Annotated in this window: 36 protein-coding genes; 6 read left to right on the top strand and 30 right to left on the bottom strand. The window is 44.4% G+C overall.

All coding sequences use genetic code 11. The features are described 5' to 3' along the window. Window positions 1-5: 5 nt before the first annotated feature. The 3 genes from H7968_RS10875 to H7968_RS10865 all read right to left on the bottom strand — a co-directional run bounded on the left by H7968_RS10875 (window position 6) and on the right by H7968_RS10865 (window position 2,841). The gene (locus H7968_RS10875; RefSeq protein ID WP_227396176.1) at window positions 6-1,241 is read right to left on the bottom strand and encodes an MFS transporter; all 1,236 of its coding nucleotides are present in this window, start codon (window positions 1,239-1,241) and stop codon (window positions 6-8) included. 93 nt (window positions 1,242-1,334) lie between these two features. After that, window positions 1,335-2,000 (bottom strand): HAD family hydrolase, encoded by a 666-nt coding sequence (locus tag H7968_RS10870; RefSeq protein WP_227396175.1) that lies wholly within the window; start codon window positions 1,998-2,000, stop codon window positions 1,335-1,337. A 94-nt stretch (window positions 2,001-2,094) separates the two neighbouring features. After that, a complete protein-coding gene (locus H7968_RS10865; RefSeq protein WP_227396174.1) occupies window positions 2,095-2,841 on the bottom strand; it encodes an MBL fold metallo-hydrolase in 747 nt (248 codons plus the stop codon). A 120-nt stretch (window positions 2,842-2,961) separates the two neighbouring features. Here H7968_RS10865 and H7968_RS10860 point away from each other — a divergent pair, with 120 nt between their 5' ends. Then, entirely contained in the window at window positions 2,962-3,375 is a 414-nt protein-coding gene (locus tag H7968_RS10860) for an Lrp/AsnC family transcriptional regulator (RefSeq protein WP_227396173.1), read from the top strand. Here H7968_RS10860 and H7968_RS10855 read toward each other — a convergent pair. Beyond that, on the bottom strand, window positions 3,364-4,614 hold the full coding sequence (locus tag H7968_RS10855) for an MFS transporter (protein ID WP_227396172.1): 1,251 nt from the start codon (window positions 4,612-4,614) through the stop codon (window positions 3,364-3,366). The two genes, H7968_RS10860 and H7968_RS10855, sit on opposite strands and share 12 nt — an antisense overlap. 221 nt (window positions 4,615-4,835) lie before the next feature. Between H7968_RS10855 and H7968_RS10850 the strand changes: the two genes are divergently transcribed. After that, window positions 4,836-5,162, top strand: a complete 327-nt coding sequence (locus tag H7968_RS10850) for a winged helix-turn-helix transcriptional regulator (RefSeq protein ID WP_227396171.1) — start codon at window positions 4,836-4,838, stop codon at window positions 5,160-5,162. A 131-nt stretch (window positions 5,163-5,293) separates the two neighbouring features. Continuing rightward, window positions 5,294-5,491 (top strand): hypothetical protein, encoded by a 198-nt coding sequence (locus tag H7968_RS10845; protein WP_227396170.1) that lies wholly within the window; start codon window positions 5,294-5,296, stop codon window positions 5,489-5,491. Here the strand turns inward: H7968_RS10845 and H7968_RS10840 are convergent, their stop codons facing one another. After that, complete coding sequence (locus H7968_RS10840; RefSeq protein WP_227396169.1) at window positions 5,492-5,791, bottom strand: hypothetical protein; 300 nt, start codon at window positions 5,789-5,791, stop codon at window positions 5,492-5,494. It lies immediately after the preceding gene. A gap of 75 nt (window positions 5,792-5,866) precedes the next feature. Between H7968_RS10840 and H7968_RS10835 the strand changes: the two genes are divergently transcribed. Then, a complete protein-coding gene (locus H7968_RS10835; protein ID WP_227396168.1) occupies window positions 5,867-6,154 on the top strand; it encodes a hypothetical protein in 288 nt (95 codons plus the stop codon). A gap of 66 nt (window positions 6,155-6,220) precedes the next feature. Here the strand turns inward: H7968_RS10835 and H7968_RS10830 are convergent, their stop codons facing one another. The 3 genes from H7968_RS10830 to H7968_RS10820 form a co-directional block, all read right to left on the bottom strand. Next, a complete protein-coding gene (locus H7968_RS10830; RefSeq protein WP_227396167.1) occupies window positions 6,221-7,747 on the bottom strand; it encodes a flotillin family protein in 1,527 nt (508 codons plus the stop codon). Between the two features lie 156 nt (window positions 7,748-7,903). Next, window positions 7,904-8,704 (bottom strand): DUF2785 domain-containing protein, encoded by an 801-nt coding sequence (locus tag H7968_RS10825; RefSeq protein ID WP_227396166.1) that lies wholly within the window; start codon window positions 8,702-8,704, stop codon window positions 7,904-7,906. Then, window positions 8,701-9,168 (bottom strand): NUDIX hydrolase, encoded by a 468-nt coding sequence (locus H7968_RS10820; RefSeq protein ID WP_227396165.1) that lies wholly within the window; start codon window positions 9,166-9,168, stop codon window positions 8,701-8,703. The genes H7968_RS10825 and H7968_RS10820 overlap by 4 nt, the downstream gene beginning before the upstream one ends. Before the next feature lie 118 nt (window positions 9,169-9,286). Between H7968_RS10820 and H7968_RS10815 the strand changes: the two genes are divergently transcribed. After that, window positions 9,287-9,754: a hypothetical protein gene (locus H7968_RS10815; RefSeq protein WP_227396164.1), complete on the top strand. Its 468-nt coding sequence runs from the start codon at window positions 9,287-9,289 to the stop codon at window positions 9,752-9,754. On the opposite strand, the gene H7968_RS10810 is transcribed toward H7968_RS10815, so the two are convergent. From H7968_RS10810 to H7968_RS10750, 14 genes are all read right to left on the bottom strand, one after another. Next, a complete protein-coding gene (locus H7968_RS10810) occupies window positions 9,755-10,246 on the bottom strand; it encodes a tetratricopeptide repeat protein (RefSeq protein WP_264476703.1) in 492 nt (163 codons plus the stop codon). Then, complete coding sequence (locus H7968_RS10805; protein WP_227396523.1) at window positions 10,243-10,656, bottom strand: GNAT family N-acetyltransferase; 414 nt, start codon at window positions 10,654-10,656, stop codon at window positions 10,243-10,245. Before H7968_RS10805 ends, H7968_RS10810 begins: the two co-directional genes overlap by 4 nt. A gap of 20 nt (window positions 10,657-10,676) precedes the next feature. Then, a complete protein-coding gene (locus H7968_RS10800; RefSeq protein WP_227396163.1) occupies window positions 10,677-11,132 on the bottom strand; it encodes a VOC family protein in 456 nt (151 codons plus the stop codon). A gap of 140 nt (window positions 11,133-11,272) precedes the next feature. After that, a complete protein-coding gene (locus tag H7968_RS10795; RefSeq protein WP_227396162.1) occupies window positions 11,273-12,499 on the bottom strand; it encodes an MFS transporter in 1,227 nt (408 codons plus the stop codon). 12 nt (window positions 12,500-12,511) lie between these two features. Beyond that, on the bottom strand, window positions 12,512-12,934 hold the full coding sequence (fosB, locus tag H7968_RS10790; RefSeq protein ID WP_227396161.1) for a metallothiol transferase FosB: 423 nt from the start codon (window positions 12,932-12,934) through the stop codon (window positions 12,512-12,514). Next, window positions 12,924-13,487: a YdeI/OmpD-associated family protein gene (locus H7968_RS10785; RefSeq protein ID WP_227396160.1), complete on the bottom strand. Its 564-nt coding sequence runs from the start codon at window positions 13,485-13,487 to the stop codon at window positions 12,924-12,926. Before H7968_RS10785 ends, fosB begins: the two co-directional genes overlap by 11 nt. Before the next feature lie 35 nt (window positions 13,488-13,522). Then, complete coding sequence (locus H7968_RS10780) at window positions 13,523-14,143, bottom strand: GNAT family N-acetyltransferase (RefSeq protein ID WP_227396159.1); 621 nt, start codon at window positions 14,141-14,143, stop codon at window positions 13,523-13,525. Continuing rightward, window positions 14,140-14,529 carry a nucleoside 2-deoxyribosyltransferase gene (locus tag H7968_RS10775; RefSeq protein WP_227396158.1) on the bottom strand — a complete coding sequence of 130 codons (390 nt, stop codon included), beginning with the start codon at window positions 14,527-14,529 and terminating at the stop codon, window positions 14,140-14,142. Before H7968_RS10775 ends, H7968_RS10780 begins: the two co-directional genes overlap by 4 nt. Continuing rightward, complete coding sequence (locus H7968_RS10770; RefSeq protein ID WP_227396157.1) at window positions 14,526-15,230, bottom strand: class I SAM-dependent methyltransferase; 705 nt, start codon at window positions 15,228-15,230, stop codon at window positions 14,526-14,528. The genes H7968_RS10775 and H7968_RS10770 overlap by 4 nt, the downstream gene beginning before the upstream one ends. 2 nt (window positions 15,231-15,232) lie before the next feature. Next, window positions 15,233-15,733 (bottom strand): GNAT family N-acetyltransferase, encoded by a 501-nt coding sequence (locus tag H7968_RS10765; RefSeq protein WP_227396156.1) that lies wholly within the window; start codon window positions 15,731-15,733, stop codon window positions 15,233-15,235. Next, window positions 15,696-16,496: a nucleotidyltransferase domain-containing protein gene (locus tag H7968_RS10760; protein ID WP_227396155.1), complete on the bottom strand. Its 801-nt coding sequence runs from the start codon at window positions 16,494-16,496 to the stop codon at window positions 15,696-15,698. The genes H7968_RS10765 and H7968_RS10760 overlap by 38 nt, the downstream gene beginning before the upstream one ends. Beyond that, window positions 16,493-16,621, bottom strand: coding sequence for a hypothetical protein (locus tag H7968_RS18035; RefSeq protein ID WP_264476702.1), 129 nt, complete (start codon window positions 16,619-16,621; stop codon window positions 16,493-16,495). Before H7968_RS18035 ends, H7968_RS10760 begins: the two co-directional genes overlap by 4 nt. Window positions 16,622-16,631: 10 nt before the next feature. Continuing rightward, window positions 16,632-16,895, bottom strand: a complete 264-nt coding sequence (locus H7968_RS10755) for a hypothetical protein (protein ID WP_227396154.1) — start codon at window positions 16,893-16,895, stop codon at window positions 16,632-16,634. Between the two features lie 86 nt (window positions 16,896-16,981). Beyond that, the gene (locus H7968_RS10750) at window positions 16,982-17,980 is read right to left on the bottom strand and encodes a YeiH family protein (RefSeq protein WP_227396153.1); all 999 of its coding nucleotides are present in this window, start codon (window positions 17,978-17,980) and stop codon (window positions 16,982-16,984) included. 104 nt (window positions 17,981-18,084) lie between these two features. On the opposite strand from H7968_RS10750, the gene H7968_RS10745 reads away from it, so the two are divergent. Beyond that, window positions 18,085-18,999, top strand: coding sequence for a LysR family transcriptional regulator (locus H7968_RS10745; protein ID WP_227396152.1), 915 nt, complete (start codon window positions 18,085-18,087; stop codon window positions 18,997-18,999). Here the strand turns inward: H7968_RS10745 and H7968_RS10740 are convergent. The 8 genes from H7968_RS10740 to H7968_RS10705 form a co-directional block, all read right to left on the bottom strand. Beyond that, on the bottom strand, window positions 18,927-19,304 hold the full coding sequence (locus tag H7968_RS10740; protein ID WP_227396151.1) for a hypothetical protein: 378 nt from the start codon (window positions 19,302-19,304) through the stop codon (window positions 18,927-18,929). The genes H7968_RS10745 and H7968_RS10740 overlap by 73 nt on opposite strands. 208 nt (window positions 19,305-19,512) lie before the next feature. Next, window positions 19,513-19,650 carry a hypothetical protein gene (locus tag H7968_RS10735; RefSeq protein ID WP_227396150.1) on the bottom strand — a complete coding sequence of 46 codons (138 nt, stop codon included), beginning with the start codon at window positions 19,648-19,650 and terminating at the stop codon, window positions 19,513-19,515. Between the two features lie 114 nt (window positions 19,651-19,764). Beyond that, on the bottom strand, window positions 19,765-20,439 hold the full coding sequence (locus H7968_RS10730; RefSeq protein WP_227396149.1) for a pyridoxamine 5'-phosphate oxidase family protein: 675 nt from the start codon (window positions 20,437-20,439) through the stop codon (window positions 19,765-19,767). After that, a complete protein-coding gene (locus H7968_RS10725; protein WP_227396148.1) occupies window positions 20,432-20,644 on the bottom strand; it encodes a tautomerase family protein in 213 nt (70 codons plus the stop codon). Before H7968_RS10725 ends, H7968_RS10730 begins: the two co-directional genes overlap by 8 nt. A gap of 12 nt (window positions 20,645-20,656) precedes the next feature. Further along, window positions 20,657-21,097: a GNAT family N-acetyltransferase gene (locus H7968_RS10720; protein ID WP_227396147.1), complete on the bottom strand. Its 441-nt coding sequence runs from the start codon at window positions 21,095-21,097 to the stop codon at window positions 20,657-20,659. Between the two features lie 16 nt (window positions 21,098-21,113). Continuing rightward, the gene (locus tag H7968_RS10715; RefSeq protein ID WP_227396146.1) at window positions 21,114-21,605 is read right to left on the bottom strand and encodes an HIT family protein; all 492 of its coding nucleotides are present in this window, start codon (window positions 21,603-21,605) and stop codon (window positions 21,114-21,116) included. A gap of 23 nt (window positions 21,606-21,628) precedes the next feature. Beyond that, complete coding sequence (locus tag H7968_RS10710) at window positions 21,629-22,405, bottom strand: class I SAM-dependent DNA methyltransferase (RefSeq protein ID WP_227396522.1); 777 nt, start codon at window positions 22,403-22,405, stop codon at window positions 21,629-21,631. A 281-nt stretch (window positions 22,406-22,686) separates the two neighbouring features. Further along, the gene (locus H7968_RS10705) at window positions 22,687-23,478 is read right to left on the bottom strand and encodes a hypothetical protein (protein ID WP_227396145.1); all 792 of its coding nucleotides are present in this window, start codon (window positions 23,476-23,478) and stop codon (window positions 22,687-22,689) included. Between the last annotated feature and the right edge of the window lie 67 nt (window positions 23,479-23,545).

Raw genomic sequence — 23,545 nt, 5'->3', positions numbered from 1 at the left:
CCACATTACTTATTTTCCAAACCTGAATGAACCGGAGTAAGTGTAGATACAGCACCACGTCCATAGCGAAAACGAAGTGCATAAAGTCCTCCGGTTAATAGAAGTATGCTGCAGATTATTAACGGAATCACAGGTGAGACCGCTTCTGATATACTTCCTGAGAAAAGCTGTCCGCTGACCACAACAATGCCACTCAGCAGAATACTTCCACCTGCCAGCCTCGCTAAAAAAGCATCCGGCGTGACAGCCTGACGAGCTGAACCATTAACCACAAAAGCCATCGACAGCGCTCCGTCGAAGATAAGCATACCGAGTGCCATCAGCCACACTGACAATCCGCTGAAAACAAGCACGAGCCCGAGACCCGATATGATGAGCAGCGTGCTATATAGCCTTCGCCAGGAGTAACCTTCCACCTGTACCATCAGCCACACTCCAATGATATTTCCAATACCAGCTCCTGATAAGACGATGCCGATTTCAAATGGCGTAAAATTTAGCGTCTGATCCGTTAAAAAGATGACTGTCAGCGTAACCGTTACTGTCGTAAAATTAAGGAGTATGTGCTGAAGTGAGATGAATCGCTGGTATGGATTGGCGAATAAAAACCGAATACTTTTCAAAGACAGCTTATACTCAGCGATTACCTTTGTCTTTATACGCCTTGTCTGGTTCTTTTCTTTAAATACAACAAGTATGACACCGAATAACGATAACAAATAGGTTAATGCATCAATGGATAAAGCCATTGCAGTGCCATACAAAGTCAGCACTCCTCCGGCGAGCACCGGACCTGCAAATGTACTGACAGCATCCGCCCCTTCAAAATAAGTGTTGGCTCTCAAGAGATTTTCCCGACCAACAATACCAGGTATCATCGCACTAAAAGCGATCCGAAAATAAAGGGTGGAGACACCCAATATAAATAAACCCACAGCCAGCACACCCGTAGTCAAACCATCTTCCCAGACCAGAAAAGCAAGTGTAGCCATGACAAGAAAGCTGATAGACTCCGCCCCAATCGCCACGTACTTTTTCAGCTTACCTTCAATCCACTGACCGGCAGGCAAAGCGAACAAAAAAGAAGGTGCCTGCATGCAGACCGCTACGAGCGCTGCCTGCAAAGGTGATCCTGTAAGCTCTAACACAATTAACGGGATTGCGACATCACTGAAACGGTTACCAAAAATCGTCGCCAGCTGTCCCAGCCATAATACGAGAAAGTTTTTATTTTTCAACATCATTATTTACACCATCTTTAATGATTTCCAATTTAATAGGGATAGTTGCAAGAACCCGCTTAGGTTTGTGTAGAAGACCAGTTTTGGGACTAATTATGCTCCACAAGAACCTTTACGCAGTACTTCCTCCAACTCTCTCAAATCCATTATCACATCACCCGCATCTTCATCCTGTCGAAATGCACTCTGAACCAACACAGCTTTCATCCCAACACGCTTCGCTGCTTGACTATCATTTTCAGGATGATCCCCAACAAACACAGCCTCTTCAGCTTCCACATCAAGCTTTTCAAGTGCGCGCAGAAAGATACGGCTGTCGGGCTTCCGGAGCTTTTCCCATTCGGAAATCAGGATGACATCAAATGCCCCTTCAATCCCAAGCGCACGAATATTTGCCATCTGAAAATCCCCATAGCCGTTTGTAATCATGCCGATTTTATAAGATTTCCTTTTTAAATGTTCCAGCATTTCATACAACCCTTTGACAGGAACACAGTGATTCGGGAATTCTTTTAAATAGTCCTGCAACAATGCATCTGCAGTCATTTCAATCCGAAATTCCTCTGTAAGCTGCTCATAAACCCGATCTTTCCACACATATCCATGAGCATCCAATTCAATAAAACGGTTCATATATGTATCTTTATCAACCTTCATATTCACTTGCGGCAATCGATCATATTGATCAGCAACAAACCTCTTAACAGAAGCATCCCGATCCAAAAGCGTTCCATCAAAATCAAACAAAACCGCCTTCATCCGATCACATCCTTTGGATAATTGTACCATAGTGTGTAGAGTTGGGGGTCTGTCCCTAACTCTACAAAAAAACACCGCCGCAGCGGTGCTTTTTCTAGAATGTATAGGCTTCTCCGTCTTCTGGGACAAGGAGTTTTTCATCCGGGATGTGTGTTTTTAGTTGGTCACGTGTCAGCACACAATGGTTTAATGCTTCAAGATGGACTGCGACCACGGTTGCCGATGGTGCTGTATCGATTACCTTTTGAACGTCGTGCTGGTCCATGATAATCGGTCCGCCTTCAAGAAATTGCGCAGCACCTGCATTTAAAACAATTACGTCTGGCTGCACTTCCTTTAATACCGCTTCAACTTCATCGCACCAGATGGTATCACCTGCGATGTAGAGCGTCTGTTCATCCTGATGTTTGAACACAACACCACATACAGCTCCCATTCGCTCTTCAATCTCACCTTTTCCGTGATGTCCTGCAGTTTTACTCAGCTGAATCCCTTCAAAATCTGAACGATCTCCCAGAACAGAAACATGCTGAAAACCGGCTTCCTGTATCACTTTAGCATCGGCTTCATTTTGCGCAAAAACAGGTGTTTCCTTCTGCAAAATCTGTTTTGCTGCGTCATCAAAATGATCGGCATGCAGGTGCGTGACGATCACAGCATCGGCTTTTGACAGATCCTCAACCTTAACCGGTAAATCCACAGTCGGATTGTTCATATCCTGATTCGGTGTGTTCGGAAACGGCGGCAGTGAACCTTTTTCCGCAAAAAACGGATCCACTAAAATCGTTTTTCCCGCGTATTCCACTACGAGCGTTGCGTTACGAATGTGCGTCAGCTTCATCTCATCACTTCTCCTTTTCGGATTGTTCCTGTTTAGGATAAACTTTAATGAAGGATGCTGTACATAATCTAAATCAAGTAATGTGTTGATTTCACTTGATTTTTGAAAGGATGTTATCGAATGGACCAGACAGACTACCTCATTTTACAAGAGCTTGAACGGAATAGCCGGATCACCATGAAGGAGCTTGGTCAGAAAGTTCACCTGACCGGACAGGCGGCAACAGCGCGTGTTCAAAAACTTGAGGATCAGGGCATGATCGAAAAATACACAGTGCGAAAAAGCTACGAGAAGCTCGGCTTTCCCGTTCATGCCTTTATCCAGGTATTTACCCAAAGCCCTGATCACACAAAATATCTTGCCTTTATCGAAAAGCAGTCAACAAGCATTGTTCAGCATGTCAAAACCACCGGGGAAGCCTGTTATCTGCTTGAAACGAGATTCACAAGCCACGATGATCTGAATACTTTTCTAGAAAACCTGAGCAGCTATGCTCAATATAAGACTGCGACTGTGATTAAGTCATTCACGTAGAGCAGAGTCTGTTCCCGTTCTTCCGTAAACTCTGGTCTCTTTACTTGTTGCACTTTCTATTTTGCGCAATGCTCCTGTCAGTAATACGGCACCCGCTACCATAACAGCACCGATCCAGGGAGTATGAATGAGACCGATTCCGTCGACGATGAGTCCGCCGACGAAGGAACCGATGGCGATCCCGACGTTGAATGCTGCTATGTTAAGGGCTGATGCGACGTTGACGGCTGATGGTACATATTTTTCAGCAAGATCGACAACAAGCACCTGCAGACCCGGCACATTCATAAAAGCAAATAACCCCATCATGAAGATCATGATCAGACCCGCTACTTTAAATGGTGCTGCCAAACTTAATAGAACGAGCACGACTGCCTGAAAAACAAACATCCAAAGCAGTGCTTTTAACGGATTGCGATTTGCTGCTTTTCCGCCAATCATATTTCCAATCGCAACCGCTACACCATAAGCAAGAAGAATCACGCTGACCCATTTCGCACTGAAGCCTGTGACATTTTCCAATAACGGTGTTAAATACGTAAAAGCAACAAAGGTTCCGCCGTATCCAAGGGCCGTGATGGCAAACGCGAGCATTAAACGGCTATTTCTCAAAATCGCTAATTGATCTTTAAATGATGATGGCGGTGCTTCTTTCAGGTTCTTCGGGACAAGCAGGGCACTGGCAGCCATCCCGATCAATCCAAGAATCGCCACACCCCAAAATGTCGCTCTCCATCCAAATGCCTGACCAATAAACGTTCCAAGCGGCACACCTGTCACAGTGGCAACGGTTAAACCTGTGAACATAAAAGCAATAGCACTGGCACGTTTATGAGCTGGAACCAGATCCGCTGCAATCGTTGATCCAATTGAAAAGAAGATTCCATGTGAAAATGCAGTGATGAAGCGGGCCACGATCAGCAGCGCAAAGCTGTCTGACATAGCAGCAGCCACATTACCTACAATAAATACAGCCATTAAGGCCATTAGCAATGTTTTACGGCTCATTTTGGCTGTTAATGCCGTTAAGACCGGCGCACCAATCGCTACCCCGATCGCATATCCTGAAATCAATAATCCCGCTAATGTAATAGATATTTGCAGATCCCCTGAAATGGATGATAAGAGACCAACCGGAACAAATTCAGTCGTTCCGATGCCAAATGCACTGATTGCTAGTGCTAATAAAGCAAGCGTTCCGCCTTTTTGCTGCGGAGGCTGATTCATTTTAGTTGTCATGATTTGATTCCTCCCTATGAAAATGAACACGAAGGCGCCTTTCGTGATGTTGAACAATTGTCAGTATGAACCCGTTTATTTCTTTTGGGAAGTACGTACTTTAAAGTGCGATAGGCACCAAAAAGTACCCTACCATGCCTTTCGGACGGTTTCACCGCAATCATCTTTTCAACGCATTTAGCCTGTGCTATTCTACTTACAAATTAAAGGAGGAGACCTATATGCCGTACAATATTCCTGTTGAAGCCACACTCGAGGTCATCGGGGGAAAGTGGAAGGTCGTCATTCTATGTCACCTGGACAAAGGGGATAAGCGAACAAGTGAACTAAAAAAACTGATGCCGAATATCACGCAAAAAATGCTCACCCAACAGCTTCGCGAGCTTGAAGCGGATGGTGTTGTGAAGCGCACCGTCTATGACCAGGTTCCACCAAAGGTCGTATACTCGCTCACTGAATACGGCTGGTCACTGAAGCCGATTCTTGATGTCATGTGCAGCTGGGGAGAAGCCCATATAGAGGCAACTGGTGATGAGCTTGCGCAATAGAAAAATGCAGAACCCATGTTAAGTGGTTCTGCATTTTTGGTTTTTAGATAGGCTTTGTTAATCTGGTCTGTCCCAGTATTACCTCACTGTGTTATTATTTTTTTACCAATTGACACCAAGGAGTTGATGACATGGCCACTTTTGTACATAATGCACTTTATTTACTGGGAAGTATATTTATCACTGCTGGCGCTCTTTTTCTCATTATGAGCCTTTTTTCGTCCGGAGGTAACACGAACATGCTCGTCCCGTTCTTTGCTATTTTAAATGGTTTTATTGCGATTGCGGTTGGAGAAATCTTAAGAACGTTAAAAGAGAATCGAATCTAGTCATGCTGTTTCTTCCCGACTTTCTTCCTCCTGCTCCATACGCTCCTGACCAAAAAGACTGACTGCTAAAGAAGTAATCCATATGAGGGTACCCAGAACCAATAAGATCGCTCCGAACACGATAAAAACGGTAATATATCCCTGATATACATATTCAAACGAACCCATGGAATTACTTTGTGCTACCCACCAGTCTGCGACTCCACTACCAATGCCAGGAGCGAAGAAGAGAAAAATACCTCCTGCGATCATACTAAACAACCCCCAAAGCCTTGCTGCTACCAAGTGATTTTCCTGCATCATAATACCTCCTTGGGAATAGTCATTGGATAAAATCGCTAATCATGCACATGCTATTAATAAAAAGGTGAAAACATGGACTTTCCTGTGATTCATACGAATATCTGGGATGCTGTGATTGCGGTTCCGCTTATCATGATTTTGACTCAGCTGATTAAGATGAGATTTAAGCCATCTAAGCCTACTGTTCCTTTTATCGCACTTGCGGTTGCATTGCTGATTTCCATCTTTATTTCCCATCGCGAAAGTCTGGTTGCCGGTATTTTTATGGGCTGGTTCTATGGTTATGCGGCGGTTGGCAGTTATGCCTCTTTGAAAACAACGATTCTGTCTAATTTAAAGAAAGTCAGGCGAATAGAGTAAAAGCAGCCTTCCATGAGAAAGACTGCTTTTTAGTGTAGACACTGGGACAGCGCCTAAGTCTACACTTTACTCTTTATCCTTTGTTGCTGCGGCTTCATCTGATTTTTGGGTTGTAACTGTTTTCTGAGCCGGTGTGTCTCCACTGTTGTTGACCACAGTGTGCGTGTTACCGCGGTTTACCATGTCGGAAAGGAGCTTGGAGACGTCAATCCCTGTCAGTTCTTTGAGTGGTTCCTGGAGTTCAACCATGGTTTGGGTGATGCTTTTTCCGTAGGATGCGACTCCGTTCCCACCACCTGTATCGAGAATTTTAACGGATTCGATATTTTCAAGCGGTTTCGCAATTTTCTCAGCGTAAATCGGCAGCATGTCGATCAGTTTTTCGGCAAGGATGACTTCACCGTGCTCTGCGATCGCTTCTGTCAATAGACGTCTTGATTCGGCTTCCGCCTTACCGCGCTCTAGAATAACCTGAGCCTCTGCCAGACCGGCTTCACGTTTGATACGTGCCTGGGCTTCCCCGTCAATTTCCGCTTTACGCGCTTCTGCTTCCGCCTGTCGGGTAACAGAGTAGTAATCTGCATCGGCTTTCGCCTTACGGATCTTGTTTTCTTCCTCTTCAATCTGTACCTGACGTGAACGCTCAAGCTGCTGGATTCTCAGCTCTTCTTCTTTTCGTTTTGCGACCAGCATCAGTTCTTCTTCCTGAACCTCTTTATCAAGCTTAGCTTTTTCTAGCGTATACGATTGCTCCGATTTCGCACGGGCACGTTCTGTTTCTTCCTTGATCGCTGCATCTTTTAGATCCTTCTCTTTTTGAGCAGCGGCAATTTCAGTCTGGCGCTTGTATTCTTCTTCTTTCGCCTCTTTATCAGAGTTTGCACGCTGAATACGTGTTTCTTTTTCTGAATTGGCTTCTGCAATTTCAGCCAGCTTGCGAACTTCTGCGATACGTGGACGGCCGAGGTTCTCTAAATAACCATTTTCACTGTCAGCATCGCGAAGGTCAGTCAGCCCAAGGGATGTGATACGGAACCCCATGTCATCGAGCTGCTTTTGCGCAACCTCTGTTACTTGTGCGTTAAATGATTCGCGGTCTTCGTTGATTTGCTCAACAGTCATTTTCGAAAGGATGGCACGAAGATTCGCACTGAGTACCTCTGCAATTTCTTCTTCAAGCTCTGCTGATTTCTTCCCAAGGAACTGCTCGGCATAGTTGGCGATCCCTTTCAGCGTGTCTGCCACCTTTACCATCGCAACCGCATCAGCCACGATCGGCACACCACCATTTGTATAAACACGTGGCGTTGTCAGCTTCAGCTGAAACGATGTCAGTTCAACCGGTGTTGCTGTCTGGTGCATGCGGAGAAGATGCCCGCCACCACGGATGATTTTCATCGAACGGCCTTCATTGTCTGTAAAAATATTCGTCTCTTTCTTCGGATCACCTAGTTTAGGTCCTGTAATAATAAGTGCCTGGTTGGAACGCGCCGTTCTGTAGCGGATCTTGTAATAAACAAACACAACCGCACCAATGATCGCAAGCACGACCAAAATCGGAATGATGATCGATAACGCTGCTAAAATTTCCATTTATGTATTCCTCCTTAAAATAAATTGATTATTCCAACTATATGTACGTGCAGGATTGGAAAAGGTTCCAGAAATCCTTTAAAAAAGGTGAAGGAATCCAGAAATGAATTTTTCCGGCTGGCATCTATCTTTCTATTAATCAATCAACCGGGTACACTAATTCATTAGATTAACGATTTGATGTTCAAGATATGATCTCGCTGAGTCTTCATCTATCTTAAAAAACAGTGCCTGGAGAAAAAATTTTAAAGACGTTTTAACACGGTAGCGCTCCAAATCTGGTAGAGAACCTGAATGAAAAAGCACCTCTCTGATAAGCTCCTGCAAATCTATTAACCATCCGTCTAACTCAAATCTTGTTGTGTATGCTAAAAATGCGATTGCCAGTCTTTCCTCTTCTTCATCATGATAACCAGGAGCGAAAATTAAGAAATGCTCAACACCTTTGATTACCAACCTTAGCTCGCCATCACCCGTTAACGGATGCAAAACAATCGCCTTAAGCAGATCAGCTGCATGGGCTGCCGCATGAGCCCAGCCTTTATCCCGGACATATCCTCTTAAATCATTTTCAAATACAACATAGTCATGGACCTCTTTGATGATCCGCTTAAAGTAATCCTTAGAAAGGAACCTGCTTTCATGATCCTGCTTTAGCAATAACGCAAAAACGAGCGCACTGAATGAACGGGTAAATACGTCATCAGAGACAGGTTGATTTATTCCGCTCAGCAACTTCTTCTGTGTCAGCAGTTGCTCAGTGATTAAATTCAGCTGTGAATCACTCAATCTATTTTCTGTTACGTATTTACCAAATACCTGATAAATTAGTTCATCCCTTAAAACCGGATCCGTTGAACCTATATGAGTAATCATATGTAAAATAAGGTTATCCGATAGTTCACCCTTGTTTTTCAATGTCATCATTAATATTTCTTTCAGCTCTTGCTCAGTCATTTCACCACCGGCCCTTTCACACCCAAATGCCAATCTTCAATGAACGGTGCCTGATGAGGATTAATGCCTTCTGGCAGATGTCCGCGATGAAAAAAGACAAGCTCCTTACTCTCAAGGTTCTTAACCGGTTTGGGATTGTTCAATGTTGCTTGGAAAATAATTTGCACACTGTACACCTTATCTCCATTTTCATATTCTGAGAATCCATTTACACCGGAATAAATACCGTATAATTTGATCTTTGCAAGGTTAAGCCCTGTTTCCTCAAGCACCTCACGCCTCACTGTCTCCTCAAACGTTTCACCAATTTCAAGAATGCCACCAGGAATGCCCCATTCAGAAAAGTCGGATCTTCTTTGAAGCAAAAGCCGGCCATTCTCATCCTCCAGTAAAACACCACATCCAACCGTCAGCAGTGTTGAGGAGCCAATCATTTGTCTCATCGTTTGGATGTAATGGTTCACTTCACCACCCCTTTAAAATCCTAAAGCAATCAACTCAAGATGCGTTTCAAATCTCCCACAAAGGAAATAATAACCACAAGTACTCTTTTTCAGTTTAACAGAATGGGGGCAGGTCTTCATGAAGATTTTGGGAATGTTTTTGGTGCTTTCCATTTTTCTTACCGGCTGCAGTGAGCCCGTCTCTATGGACGGCAAGCTTGGCGGGTCGCTGGCTTCATTTGTGGAGGCGTATGGGGAAAATCAAAAAGCTGAAGATGATTTGCTTTATGATTATATTTCAGATGAAGGTGTAGCTGCGGTCTTTATGGAGGATCAGGCTTCCGTAATCACTATTGACTTAACATCTGAAGGCCAGGAGTTATTATCAATTGAAGATGCGGGCGAATACGCGCTCAGCTTTGCGCCTTCTGATGCGGATGAAGTGGAAAGAACACAGGATCCCGAATCTATTGGACAGGTCATCGTTTTTGAGAGTAAAAGTCTTGGAGAGGTTCAAAGCAATGATCGATTTTCTATGCAACTGCTTTCTGAGGACGGCAGGATTGTCACATTTATTCATTTACGGACAGAGCCGGATGAGGAATGATCAGGTCCATACCTCATCCAGCCTTGATTTATAAAAGGTCAGTGCCTTTTCATAGACTCTGATTGACTCATCACTTGTCGTTTCGAGTAAGCTGGTCAACAGAAGCTCCATCGCATCATGATGTTCCCCGAGATTATATAGACTTAGCGCATAAAAAACGCGTATGGCATGCTCATTCGGGAAAAGTTTGATGCCTTCCGACAGGACTTTTTTTGACTTATCATATGCCCCAAGTGTCCGGTAAGTACTGCCTAATCCAAGATAAGCTCCCTTTAACTGGTCACCAGTCAACCCTGCTTCGATCGCTTTTTCATAATGTGGCACTGCAGCGGCTTCAAGTCCCAACACATCTAAACTCCACGCACATTGATAACGGACCTCCGGATTCTCAGGATAGGCTTCTGCAAGCCGGATCAACAGCTCATTAGACTCTTTCAGCTTCCGTTCATCACGTAACTGAACCGCCTGTTTCACGGTCTCTTCTATGTTCATACTTGCTCTCCTTTTTCCAGATATTCTTCTTTTAAATGTGGATCTCTATAACGAGCCATTCCCGTCACCACTTTTTGGAACCCGGTTTTCTTATAAAATTTTTCATTACCTGTGGTTGAAATCAGATGAATACAAGACAGGTCACCAAGCTCATGGATGAGACGTTCCATCATTTCCTGCGCAATCCCCTGACCCTGATATTCCTGATGTACCACCACATCATAAATCGCTGCATTAAAAACACCATCTGACAGCGCTCGACCGAAGCCAATAATGCGATGATCATGTTTGGCAAGAATGTAATGCGTGCTCGCCTGAAATACCCGTTCAATCTGCAGCTCAGTGTGCTTCATCCAGCCCACTGATTCATAGACCTCCTTCATCTGACTGCACACGCGTGGCCCCTGCATTTGATAAGTAATCACAGCACTCAACCTCTTGCCTCCCACTCCTCAAAACTCATCATGTTAAAATCCTCTTCAACATCGAGCCGGATTGGCGTAATCAATTCAAGTGAGTTTCCGTCCGGGTCGTCAAAGTAAATGGCAGCATGTGCCTGCGGGTTATTTGGCAGCACAAGCGGCTGACGTGTTTCATCAAAGCCAAACATGGTTCTGACTTCCATTCCACGTTCATTCAGCCAGTGTTTCGCCCGCAGGATATCTCCTTTTTCAGCCTGAAACGCAACATGGCGGATAGAGGCATGATAAGGAATCTTCACCTGTTCCGTCTCCCATAACCCCAGCCAACTCTCACCCTTCACAATCCACATAAATGCAATTTTCTCCTGCTCATGCGCAAGCTCCAGCCCAAGTTTTTGATAAAATGCAATCGAAACCTTCAAATCACTGACTGGTAAATGCGCTTCGTACAATCCTTTTATCATCTTGATCACCTCACCCTTACCATATCAAATTTGACAATGTTTCTTTTCAGCCGTAAGTCGGAAATCCATTTAAACATTCGTCTGAAAGAACTGAAGTCACCACGTCTCGAATTTCTTAAAACCATATAAACGTTTCTTCGTTAACTCCTTTCATTTCCCTCCACAAATGCAAACGTATAGCCTGGCTTCCACACGAGCATGGAAAAGGCTGAAGCAGTCACGAGCATGAGCAATGAAGCGGTGACAATGGCTTCCCGTAGCGAAAAGAAATCTGCAGCAAGTCCCAGCAGTAACACAAACATTACCTGGAAAGCACTCTGGATTAATTCGAACACGCTGGTCACACGGCCCATGATCTCAACGGGCACATTACTCTGATAAAATGTTTCGATCCCCGAGTTCAGGAATGACATGAAAAATCCGAGAATGATAAAGCCGGTTGCGATCGATGCGAACGACCAGGCAAACGAATAGACGAGATAACCTGTTGTAACCATCAAAATTCCGATCGTCATCATCATCCGAATTGACAGCCGGTCAGCAAGCACAGAAAGAACAAATCCTCCAACAATAGCACCAACCCCGGTAATACTGATCAGCATACTGTATTCAAACTCTGACAACCCCACCACCTCCTGTGAGAAAACAACCTCCTGCGCATCCATCGCAAACGTGAAAAGCATCACTGTGAGAAAGCTCATATAGACCATCGCAACATAAGAATGCGCTTTGACAAACTCCATCACCACACTGAAATCAGCTCCAACCTGTTTCAGCGTGAGTTTCGGGATAGATGCCCGATCAATCTCCTCCTTGTCAGGCAGACCAATAAACAGTAAAGCTGCCAGCATAAAAAGAATGGAAGTGAGCCAGATAGTCAGATCAACGGAAGAAACCAAAATCATGACACCTGCCAACGCCGGCCCTAAAATAAATGCCCCTGACATCGTGAGTGCGCGGATTGAATTAAACCTTTTTCTCATCGTATGAGGAACAAGCATGGTGATGTAAGTTACAGAGGAAGGACCAAAAAATGATTTCGCTACACTTAACAAAATCAACAATAAATAAACGATCATTACATTTGGTGCAAATGGAATCAGTGCAATGAGTAATGCTCTGACCCAATAAGTTGTGATGATCACTTTTCGTTTACTTCTGTAATCAATGAAGCTACCTGTCCAGAATTTCATAACAATGTTCGTCAGCGGTCCAACGATCCATAACCCGGCAACTGCCGCAGCCGAGCCTGTCATATTAAAGACAATCAGATTAATCGCAACCAGATAAATAAAATCTCCCAGTGACGAGATGCCGGTTGATGTTAAAAGCAGACCCGGAGCCCGCCACTTATGATTCGAAGTCATGTCATCACTCCATTATGTATAAAATTTCATATGTTTTTTATCCTGTTTGTAATAATCAAGCCGATCCTGCAGTGTGCCTGTATGAAGTTCAAACTTATGACCATCAGGATCTGTAAAATAGACCGACTCCCGATCCCTGTCATCTCTTTTTCTTCCGGCCAGGACATTGACATTCAGATCCTTCAACCTTTTCATTTCACCTTCTAAATCCTGCTCATCCACACTGAAAGCAATATGAGTATAGGATTCATGTATCTCAGAACGCGGAATCTCTTTTTCTTCGTTTAACGCAAGCCAAATTCCGTTCAGGTCAAAATAAGCTGTCGTATTTCCTTTCACAAGAAGTTTTGCATCAAATACTGTTTCATAAAATGAAATAGATGCATCCAGATTTGATACAGAGAATAATAGATGATTGATCCCATTAATTTTCATCTGTCAGCTTCCCTCCATCGTTCCAATTCCCATACATTTTGCCCTGTTTTGTTTTAAGAATAAAGTTTGCTAACCTCTTTTCAAACTCAGGATATCCCGGCCGGAATTCCTGAATATAACCAATTCTCACCCGCTTGTAGAGGTCAGGCAGTGCTTCAAATCGGCTCTTTACATGTTCATCTTCGATTATTGTTTTGTACACCTCAGGCTGGATAACAAAAGACTTCTCATCTAAATTTGGACATACTGAATATCCTGATGGATGCATTTTTCCAAGGCGGATTAACCTTCTGGCTCTTTCTTTGTTTAGCTCAGTCCAGTTACTATTCTTTTTCCTTGGAGTGAACCTCTGAAGCATGTGACCCTCTTCTGATTTTTTTGCAATGCCATCAATCCAGCCAAAGCAAATGGCTTCTTCCACTGTTTCAATATAATCAAGCATATAACCATTTTCTATGCGTGGATTTTCAAGCCAAACCTCCCGTTCATTTAGATGATTTTGCTCTAGCCACTTTCTCCACTCGATGATTGATGCAACACGCAGTGTCTTCATCACCCAAGCCTCCCATCAAGGAATGAAATGGTCGATTAAAGCTCCTTCAAATACCCATAAACCGGCACAACCCGGTCATGGTCTATCTGGTCAACACCCTTCTCGTCATAGGCTTCATAAATGCTGTCCACCAATGCAAATCCAACCGGTTTTCCATCACTTTCGGCCAGCACTCTTCCCTCTCCCAGCTTTACGCTAACTGGTTTTCTCAGACCCTTTTCTACACCAAAAACATCATAATATTTCACTGACTGAATAAACCCTTGTTTTTCATAAAAGCGGTTTGCCGCCTCATCATCACGCGTATAAAGTTCAATAAAGGACAAGCCCTCATATTGGTCTAATCTCTTCATCGCTTCGTCATATAACGCCTGCGCAATCCCGTTATTTTGGTGATCAGGATGCACAGCGATTGTAGCGATAAAAGCACCATGTTCTTTTCTCAAAAAGGTAAGCTTATTCTCAGGATCATCGAGTACCACATCTATTAACCCAATGACCTCGTCATCCTGTACCGCGATCAGCTCAATCGTTCGATTTGAAAATCCCGGTTTTTCACGCAAAACATCTTCATAAAAGGCAGAGTAGAAATAAGAAAGCAGCCTGCATCTGAGCCAGCTCTGCTCGAATTGTTTGTCATAGTTTAGAATCTTCATTTTAAATCCCCTAACATGTAAAAGATAAATTCCTCAACACTTCCCGTAAAACGTTCAACCTCCGGCAAATGATAAAACGTACTGGTCTGGTCAAAATCCCACGCACGTTCATCCGGCGCAACTAAATAAATCTTCTTTCTTTGAGCAAGGGCAAGCCCCATTTCAATATGTGTTCCTTTCCCGCCAGGTAACAGCACGATCAACAAATCAGCCGCTAAAACCGCCTCACGTTCCAGCTCCCCAACCTCTTGCAGCATGTCATAACTGCTCGCCCGCTCATTTTTTGTCCAGTCATATGTATGAATCCAGCCATTTGTTTTCAGTGATTGACTTACGTGCTGAACTGCATGTTTATTTTGAAAGCCGGATGCGATGTAGAATTTCATGGTTTTCTCACCACAAATGTAACGGCCTTTGTATTAAGTTGAACGGCCAGACCGTTTCTCTCAATTTCAAACGTTAACTCTTTTATGTGATGATCTAATACATCCCATCCCTGATAACCGCTCGTCAAAATAGCATCTAAATCTCTGGTAGACAAATCGACTTCTAACTGGACATTCAACCGTTTCCCTGTGGTCATATCAATCTCTTCCATATCCGTATTAATCACCAAATAGTGTATACCTCTCTCTCTTGTACCAGCTCTCATATTAGAAAGGATTTCTTTAAAATCATTCAAACTGGCACAATGCTCAAGGCTCGAGACTGCCACAATATAATCATATGTATTTTCATCGATCCTAAAGTCTTCGATCGCGGACTCAAAACCTTTGATTTGATTCTCTACTCCATACTGAAGCCTGTAATCACGCAGCTTAACAATTGCTGATTCCAAGAGGTCTACACACGTCACCATACCACCTGAACTTTGAACCTTCTGTGCAATGGGAATACTGTTCCTCCCTACACCTGAACCGAGATCCAATACATGGATATTCTTATGTTCAAACAAATCTACTGTCTGAATAACAGATCGAACTGGACTCCGAAGCCAGGAACCAGGCTCAAATAAAACCAATTCCTCGTAAACCTTGTCATGATAGGCTTTTTCTTCTTTTCTGATCTCCTTCACCCTTTGATCCAACCTCACACCTCCATCCTCATCACCCGCTGATCACCTATGGGTCCGCCGATCCGTCTTCCTGTGTCTTGAAATCCAACTTTGCAATACAAATCAAATGCGCGGTCGTTTTTCAGGTTCACCGAGAGCACGATCTCTGAATAACCCGGTAACGCCTGCTTGACCCAGTCAGATAACAGCCGTAAGCCCGCTTTACCATATCCTTTCCCTTGCTGATCAGCCGACACTGAAAAGGACCCCAGCAGAATGGCTGCCGGATGATCCGTTAATGTCCTCACAAACTCATTCGTATGTAAAATGAAAAATCCAACCGCCTGCTCCCCGGCTGTGATTACGACTGGATGCTGACCTGCCTTAAGCTCCTCCAATTTCCGAAGCGGCATTGCCGTAAACGGGAGCTGTTCAGGAGGCAATACATATCGCTTTAAATCTTCAGCATATTTGTCTGAATAATGGTCAAGGCGCACCTTAGCGCTGTTCCCGTTGTCCAACGATGAATTCTTCACGGAACACCTCCTGTATTTTCATTAAAAATCGTTTGGCGTACGAACGCTCACCCAATGTCTCCTCCAGCCAGTCGCCTTCTCTCTCTAAATATAAAAGAATCTCATCAGCTGCCTGTTTATGATGAACAGGTGTCAGCTTCGACAAAATAGAACGAAACTCTGAGAGCTGAGCATCCGGAAGTTCTTTCTCCAGACACTTCAATCCGAGCTGGGCCCGGTCAGGCCTGTATTGATGCAGCACGACCTTTGCCAGACTTTTCGTAGCCGCATGTAACAGTTCAACCGCCCACACGTCATTGCCGCGCTTGCAGGCTTTTCTGTATTGAAAAAGAAACCACGCTACACCGTAAGCCTCCTCCTCAAACTCTTCCTCAGATAGCGTCAAATGCTGCCTCGAAACAAACGGACCCATGATGTCGTGCGGGTCATACAGCACCTCAAAAAAATCTGATGTTTTAAACGTTTCCTCTGTCACTGTAAACAGATCAACATGCAGAAGATTGTCATACACAGCAATGATCTGAGGGGCGATAATAAAGCAATCCTCATAAAAAAGAATCGGTCTATAAGCTTCAAGGTGCCGGATACGGTCCTTTAGAAATCGTTCCGTATCCTCTTTCTCTACAAAGCAATACAGATCGACATCTGAAAAATCGTCTCCCTCTCCTCTTCCCAGCGAGCCTTTTAAAATGATGGCTTTCACTAACGGATTCCCGATCAAAGATTCCGTTAATGCATGAACTGCCTCTGTCTGGATTTTCATTTAGTCACCCTCCCTTCTTTCTCACCTTCAAGCTCCGCCACACGGTTTTCCAGATAGCGAAGGCGCTTATGGATTTGATAAAACATCGGTGCATAAAATAGAGCAAGTAAGAGAGCCCATCCCATCCGATTCACCTCATTTAAGTGCCTTAATCAGCTTCCTTTCAAGCTTCTCTGCATACCTTTCATCTTTCAAAGCCCGATCCGGATTCGCTTTGCCAATCACATATCTTACCGCGTCATCCTTCTCAACCTTTTTCGAATGCTCCTGAAGATAAGACTGAAAGCGGGCACTCCGGCTCAGCATGTTGCGGTTCAGGTTTACGACATCATCTGACGGCGTACTGCGAAAAAACATTTGTATGCTCATACCTAAATCTGCTAACACATCAATCCACATTTACAGCATCCTCTCCACATAAAAAACCCTGTCCATTACATTTATTGTAACGGACAGGGTTTCCATACACTACCTTTTTCGATTATTCACACAATAAAATAAGTCCACACAGATAGCACGATTGAGACTGTCAAAATAACTAAAAATGGCTTCATGGCGCGGTCACGAATGTCCTGCAGACTGACATTCAATCCAAGCCCCACCATCGCGGCAGTCAACAGCCATGTAGTAAGGTCAGAAATGAAAGCTAATACCTGGTCGGACACCGGGATAACGGGTCCAATCACATACGTTCCAATCACACTTAGTAATAAAAATCCTACTAAAAACCACGGAAAAACAATCTTAGCTTCAGCAGATTCTGAAGCCTCTGTTTTGCGGTTGACCCAGTAAACGAGAATTAGACAAAGTGGGATTAATAGAAATACGCGCCCAAGCTTTGCAAGCAGCGCCATCGCCAGCCCCTCTTCACCCGCAGGTTCTCCGGCAAGCGCTACATGGGCAATCTCATGAAGACTTAATCCCACCCACGTGCCGTACTGCACATCATCTAAAGGAAGAATAGGGCGCAGCAATGTATAAGCCAACGCAAAAATCGTGCCGAGTAAAGCGATCATGCCAACGGCGATCGCAGTATCCCTTTCTTTTGCACGGATAATCGGCGCTACAGCTGCGATCGCTGCCGCACCACAAACGCCCGTTCCAACCGCCACCAGCAGCGAAATACTTCGATCAGCACGGAGCTTTTTCGCCAGCCAGATCGTCGCAAAAATCGCGAAGATAATAACAGCAGCATCCCGCACGAGCAATCCCAGCCCGTCATTCAGCACAATTTCAATATTCAGCTTCAATCCATATAACACGATCGCCACACGCAACAGGCGTTTCGTGGAAAACGTGATGCCTGAACGGATTTTATCCGGATAACCGAAAATCTGCCGGTAAAAAACCGCCAGTACAATCGCTCCAGCCAGCTGACCCACACGGTCAAACCCTGGGACCAAAGCAAGTAAATACCCGAGAAGGGCGATAAAAAAAGTAAAAAGCACGCCGCTAAGCCATGCCTGTTTTGATGATAACGTCATGATGCGTCACTCCTCTATTGCACATCATACGCCTAAACTGTTCATAAGAAAAATTAATATTTATAATAATAACAATAAGTAAAATGATAATTGAGGTGATTCCGATGGATCAGCAAATGCAAATCTTTATCACGGTCGCTGAACAAAAAAGCTTTTCAAAAGCAGCAGAAACGCTTCACATGACACAATCCGCTGTCAGTCAGCATATCAGATCATTTGAAGAGAAAATGGGTACAAGACTGCTCGAACGCACGAATAAATATGTGCGGTTGAATCAGGCTGGTGAAATCGTCTTTCATCACGCAAAAGAAATGGACCGTCTTTATCAGCACATGCAACGGCTGGTTGATGACGTCACCAATCAGGCAAGCGGCCCACTGACGATCGGAGCGAGCTATACCTTTGGTGAATATGTGCTGCCGCCAATTATTGCAAAGCTGCATCAGCTTTATCCTGATATACAGCCATCCGTTGAAATCGGCAATACGGCTCACATCGCTGATTTGGTCAGTCGCAATCAGCTTGATATCGGGATCGTCGAGGGTCATTTTAAACAGGAAAAAGTATTAACCTCAGCTAAACATTCCGAAGATGAAATGGTAATTGTCGCATCATCCAGGCATCCTTTAGCGCAAAGAAAAAGACTGGGGGCTTCATTGCTGGCTGATCAGCTGTGGATCTGCCGGGAAGAAGGTTCAGGAACGCGTGAAGCAGCAGAGCATGTTTTCAAGCAGCTTGATATTACCCCATCTGACATGATGATCTTCAGTAGCACGCAGGCGATCAAAGAAGCGGTTGAATCCGGACTTGGCGTCACTCTGTTATCGAAATGGGCCATCAAAAAAGAGCTGGCCCGCGGCGAACTTGTTATGTTGCCTGTCAAAGGGTTACCGTTTAAAAGAGAATTTTCAATCGTCACCGCTTCTTCCTTTCAGACCAAGGCGCTTCAGGTATTTTTATCATTGTTGGCTTCAGAAGATGGAAGTGTGATGTTGAGCGATTCAATTGTAATTGAATAAGATGGCGTCGAGGCCGATTGACCTGACTGAGTCGATGATTCGATTTGCTTCTGAAGCTCTCCAATCTGATTTTGCAGCTCCTGCAGCATTCTATTTTGCTCATCCTGCCTTTGCTGGTCTTCAATATTACTTTGAATTTCCTCTTCTACTGCGCGGACTGCGGCAACCGTACCAATCGCGTCCGCTATCGTTGTCAGAACAGCAGCCACCACCGCAAGCCTCGAGGAAGACAGGCCACTGCCACTGTTGCTGCTGTTACTGCCAATGTTATTCCCCGGGTCAAATGGAAATAAAGGATACGACATACGCTGTGCCTCCTTCTAACGAGGGCATGGTTTGGTTTAGTTTAGTGAATGCAAAGAGGAGTGGATTGGTGACGGGTTTTGGAATAAATTGTGCGGGGGTGGACATAGGGTGTTTTTGGCGCGTCACTGGGATTCCTTCACTCAGTTCAGGTATTCAATCGTTCTGGTTTTTTTATCCTTCTTTCCAGAATTGAATCCCTTCTTTCCGTCACTTTATTCCTTCACTAGCCTCTTCACGCACTCTATTCCCTTCATTCCATGGGTTCGATTCCTTCACTCTTAAACAGATTCCCTTCACTTCTGAACATGATTCCTTCAATCCAGCTACGCCTGGACGTGGAGCCATATTCCTGATCACCCTGAATGAGCTTCGCGGCAAATCATCTTTGTCGTCTGAAAAAGTAACACCCATTACAATAAAAAAAGGATTCAGCCATGATCCGGCTGAATCCATAAAATTTTAATAAAGACGCTCCCGATACCCTTCCTCAAGCCTCTTTTGAATACTGTCAGGTGTTGTGTCGGGCAGCTTCGTGTGGGCATGAAGAATCTTAGAAGGCTTTGGCAAATCTTCTTTTTCAAGCCAGGAGTCCGGTTTCCAGAGTCCCGAACGAATAAAGGCTTTGGCGCAATGAATATAACATTCCTCTACCTCTACCTGAATCGCAAGCAGCGGCGCTTTCCCCTGAACTGCCATCTTCTCCAGCCATTCAGCATCCTTGACCAGGCGCGCTTTGCCATTAATCCGAAGCGTTTCGCCTAACCCGGGAATCATAAATAACAGACCGATCCCTGGATTTTTCAAAATGTTCATCAGCGAGTCGGCCCGTTTATTTCCCGGCCGCTCCGGGATCAGCAGGTGCTTTTCATCCTGAACCTGGACAAAGCCAGGCGCATCCCCACGGGGAGAAGCGTCACATATTCCATTTTCATCAGCCGTAGACATCGTCAAAAACGGTGATTTTGCTATGTATGCTTTCACATGTTCATCGATGTAAGGAATGACTTTACTTGTAGCATTGATACTCGGCTCACCGAGGTAGTCTCTTAATTCCTGTTCATTAGTGATAAGATCGTTCATTTTCACTGCTTCTCGGGAAACAGCTGGAGAATGAACTTTTGTTAATTCACCCATTCTCCCGCTTCCTTCTCTCCGTAATGAGTTCCCCGCCTAACCCATAATTATCCGTCTCAATTTCATCAATCACAACCACAGTCGAAGCAGGGTTTTTACCAAGGGTGTTTTGAAGAAGATCCGTTGCACCTTTTACGAGTGCCGCTTTCTCTTCCTTTGTGAGGCCGCCGTTCTCTCTTGTTACTTTAATATTTACGTAAGGCATGATGTCCCCTCCTTAAATTTTGAGTTCATAGTGCAGGAATTCTTCATCCCGAACATAACCATTTCGCTCATACAGTCTTTGCGCTTTCTCGTTATCCGGCGCAGTGCTCAGACTGACACTTGCTGCTGATGTTTCCTCGGCAAATTCCTTTACCTGCTGAAGCAGTCGCTCTCCTACTCCCTTTTTGCGCGCCTGTTCAGAAACATAAAGATCGTTTAAAATCCATGCGCGTCTCATTGAAATCGACGAAAAGGTTGGATACAACTGCGTAAATCCAAGCACCTCATCTCCCTCCTTTGCAAAAAAGATAATCGACTCTCCTTCTGCCAGACGTTCTGATAAATAAGCCTCCGCTCCATCAAGGTTGGATGGCTGATTGTAAAATTGCCGGTACGCATCAAATAATGGTGCGAGTTCCTTACTGTCTTCTTTTGCTGCAAATAAAATATTCATGATCATTCTCCATTTCTTATTTAGTCATATTTAACGCTTTACTTAACGCTGCGATCCCATTATGTACGATTTTTCTGTTCTCGTCTGTATTTAACTCATGTCTGGCATGGAGCATGGCCGGTCTCAATGATTCCACAGACCTCCCGAAATCCTTCATCCAGTCATATCTCGGTACCATCCAGATATGAAAATGATGCGTTGTATCCTCATTGTAAAAGTAATAAACGTGCTCAATGCCGAGCTCTTCACGCTGAGCCGCTCTGATCCTGCTCATGGTGGTGATGTAGTCCAGACGTTCTTTTTCAGTCAATTCATCAAGACACGTGATATGTCTTTTTGATGCTAAAATGACGAGTCCCGGAATAGGATACGCAACGTCCTGATGAGCGTGAAAATACTCCGTTTCACATATGACGCCACCCTCAGGCTCAACAAGTCCACCTGTAATCGCACAACTCAGACACTTCACCTGAACCTCTTCGCCATTTGCCAGTATTAACGTTCTCATTCTGTCACTCCTAAAAAGGCTCTTCATTCAGTTTGATCGGCCTCTCCCCTTTTCACCACCACAACCAGTTCACTGCTTTCCTTCTTCAGCGACTCAAGACCCCAGCCGCCATAAAAACCCTCAATCTCATAGCCGTGCTGCTTCATCAATCTTTCAAGCTCTAAAGGAAAGGTAAATCGGATTCGGATTGAGATTTCCTCTGTTTCAACTTCCTTGTCTTGATCAAAAGTTCGGCGTGTTTGGAAACAGTCCTGAACCTGCGTAATCGGATCATATACCTCCCGATTTTCTTCCACAACCCGCCTGCCGGATGCATCTGAATATCTAGTTTTATATTCGTCCACCTCTGCCAGGTCATGTAACAGAGGATTTCGCGTGTTGAAAATAAAATATCCACCTGCATGTAAATGCTCTTTAACAGAAAGCATCAGCTGATCCTGCATGTCATTGGTTAAAAAATGCTGAAATGAATTACCTGTCATATAAACGAGAGAAGCACTTCGGGGTAAGGATAGCTTCGTACAATCCTGCTGAATCCAATCAATCTGAACTCCCACTGCTTCCGCCTTTTCCTTTGCACGATCCAGCATACCCTGATGTAAATCAACGCCTGTAACATCATAGCCCTGCTTCGCCACAGGAATCGTCAGTCTCCCAGTCCCACAGGCAAGTTCAATAATGTGTTCAGGCTTGATCCTCTGGGCATAATCCAGAATAAAGGGCAGGTCCGCCTTATAATTTTCCTGTATGTAATCGTATTTTTCGGGATTGTGATAGGGTTGAAGATTGTCTTTCATCATTTGTTTCAATTGCTTATTCTCCTAACATCTATGTATTCATCATCTCTTTCCATATAACTTCCTAAAAACCCTTTTTATCTATAAAAACTTTAAGGTTCATTTGGATATTTCTACATCATTCACACAAAAAGTGCCGTTTCATTCCGTAGACTCCTGCGGCAGAAAAGCGACAGGTGAGACAGCGTATTGCGTAGCAATAGCTGGCTCACCGCGCGGCCGCGGAAAGCGAAGGAATGAAACGGCACGGTTTTCAAAGTGAAGCCATTTAAAACCCCCCATTTTTAATAGGAAGGCTCTTCATGATGGTGCTGTATTATTTGAATACCTTTGTATAAAAGAAATGCAGTACCTGCAATGGATAATACAATCAGCGGCCACGCCTGCACTCCGGCAAGTATCGTTCCAACCACGATCGCAACAAGCGCCCACGAAATCGCTGCAAAGTACGGCAGAGAAAAATAAATCTCATCAAGCAGCTGATAGGATACAAATATCGCTGCCAGTAAAACAACTGCCTGCCACGCTAAGCCGGCCGGACCTCCCTGAGGAAGTCCATAATAATGAAGGGCAGAAGCGAGATTTGCAAAGACCGCAACAGTGGTCCAGCCATAGTAAAGCGCAAAGCTTCCGCGCACAAAGTATTGCTCAAATTTAGAGAAGCTTTCTGCTAATAACTTCAGATAGATTGTTCTCAGCAGGAGACCCATACCGATAAATACGACTACGGTCCCCCACAGCTCCTGCATCGATGCGAGCCAGATCCAATAGGCAAATCCCATGAATACGAGTATCGATGAGCCTGCAATCTCATCGAATATCTTCATATGATAAGTTCGGGGGAGGAGCTGATAGATCGCGTAGATTATCGTTCCAAGCACGATGACAGACCAGATGGAAAACGCATATCCGGCAGGGATAATAAAGGGATCTGTCCCTTGACCTGAAAACAAATCACCACTCCGGCGCTCAATCAGAATCACCGAAACCGGCTGGAATAACGCAAAAAAGAGCACTGCAAAGCGGCGCAGTAATACTCCAAGCGACTTTAATTTGCCTATCCACCGTGTGATCATCTCATCCCCTCCTTCCTGACATATATTATAATACGAATATTCAAAAAATAATAATGAAAACTAAATT

The organism is Jeotgalibacillus aurantiacus, from assembly GCF_020595125.1.
GTDB lineage: Bacteria > Bacillota > Bacilli > Bacillales > Jeotgalibacillaceae > Jeotgalibacillus > Jeotgalibacillus aurantiacus.
The sequence above is the reverse complement of the archived record's forward strand: the minus strand, read 5'-3'. Positions and strand labels throughout refer to the sequence as shown.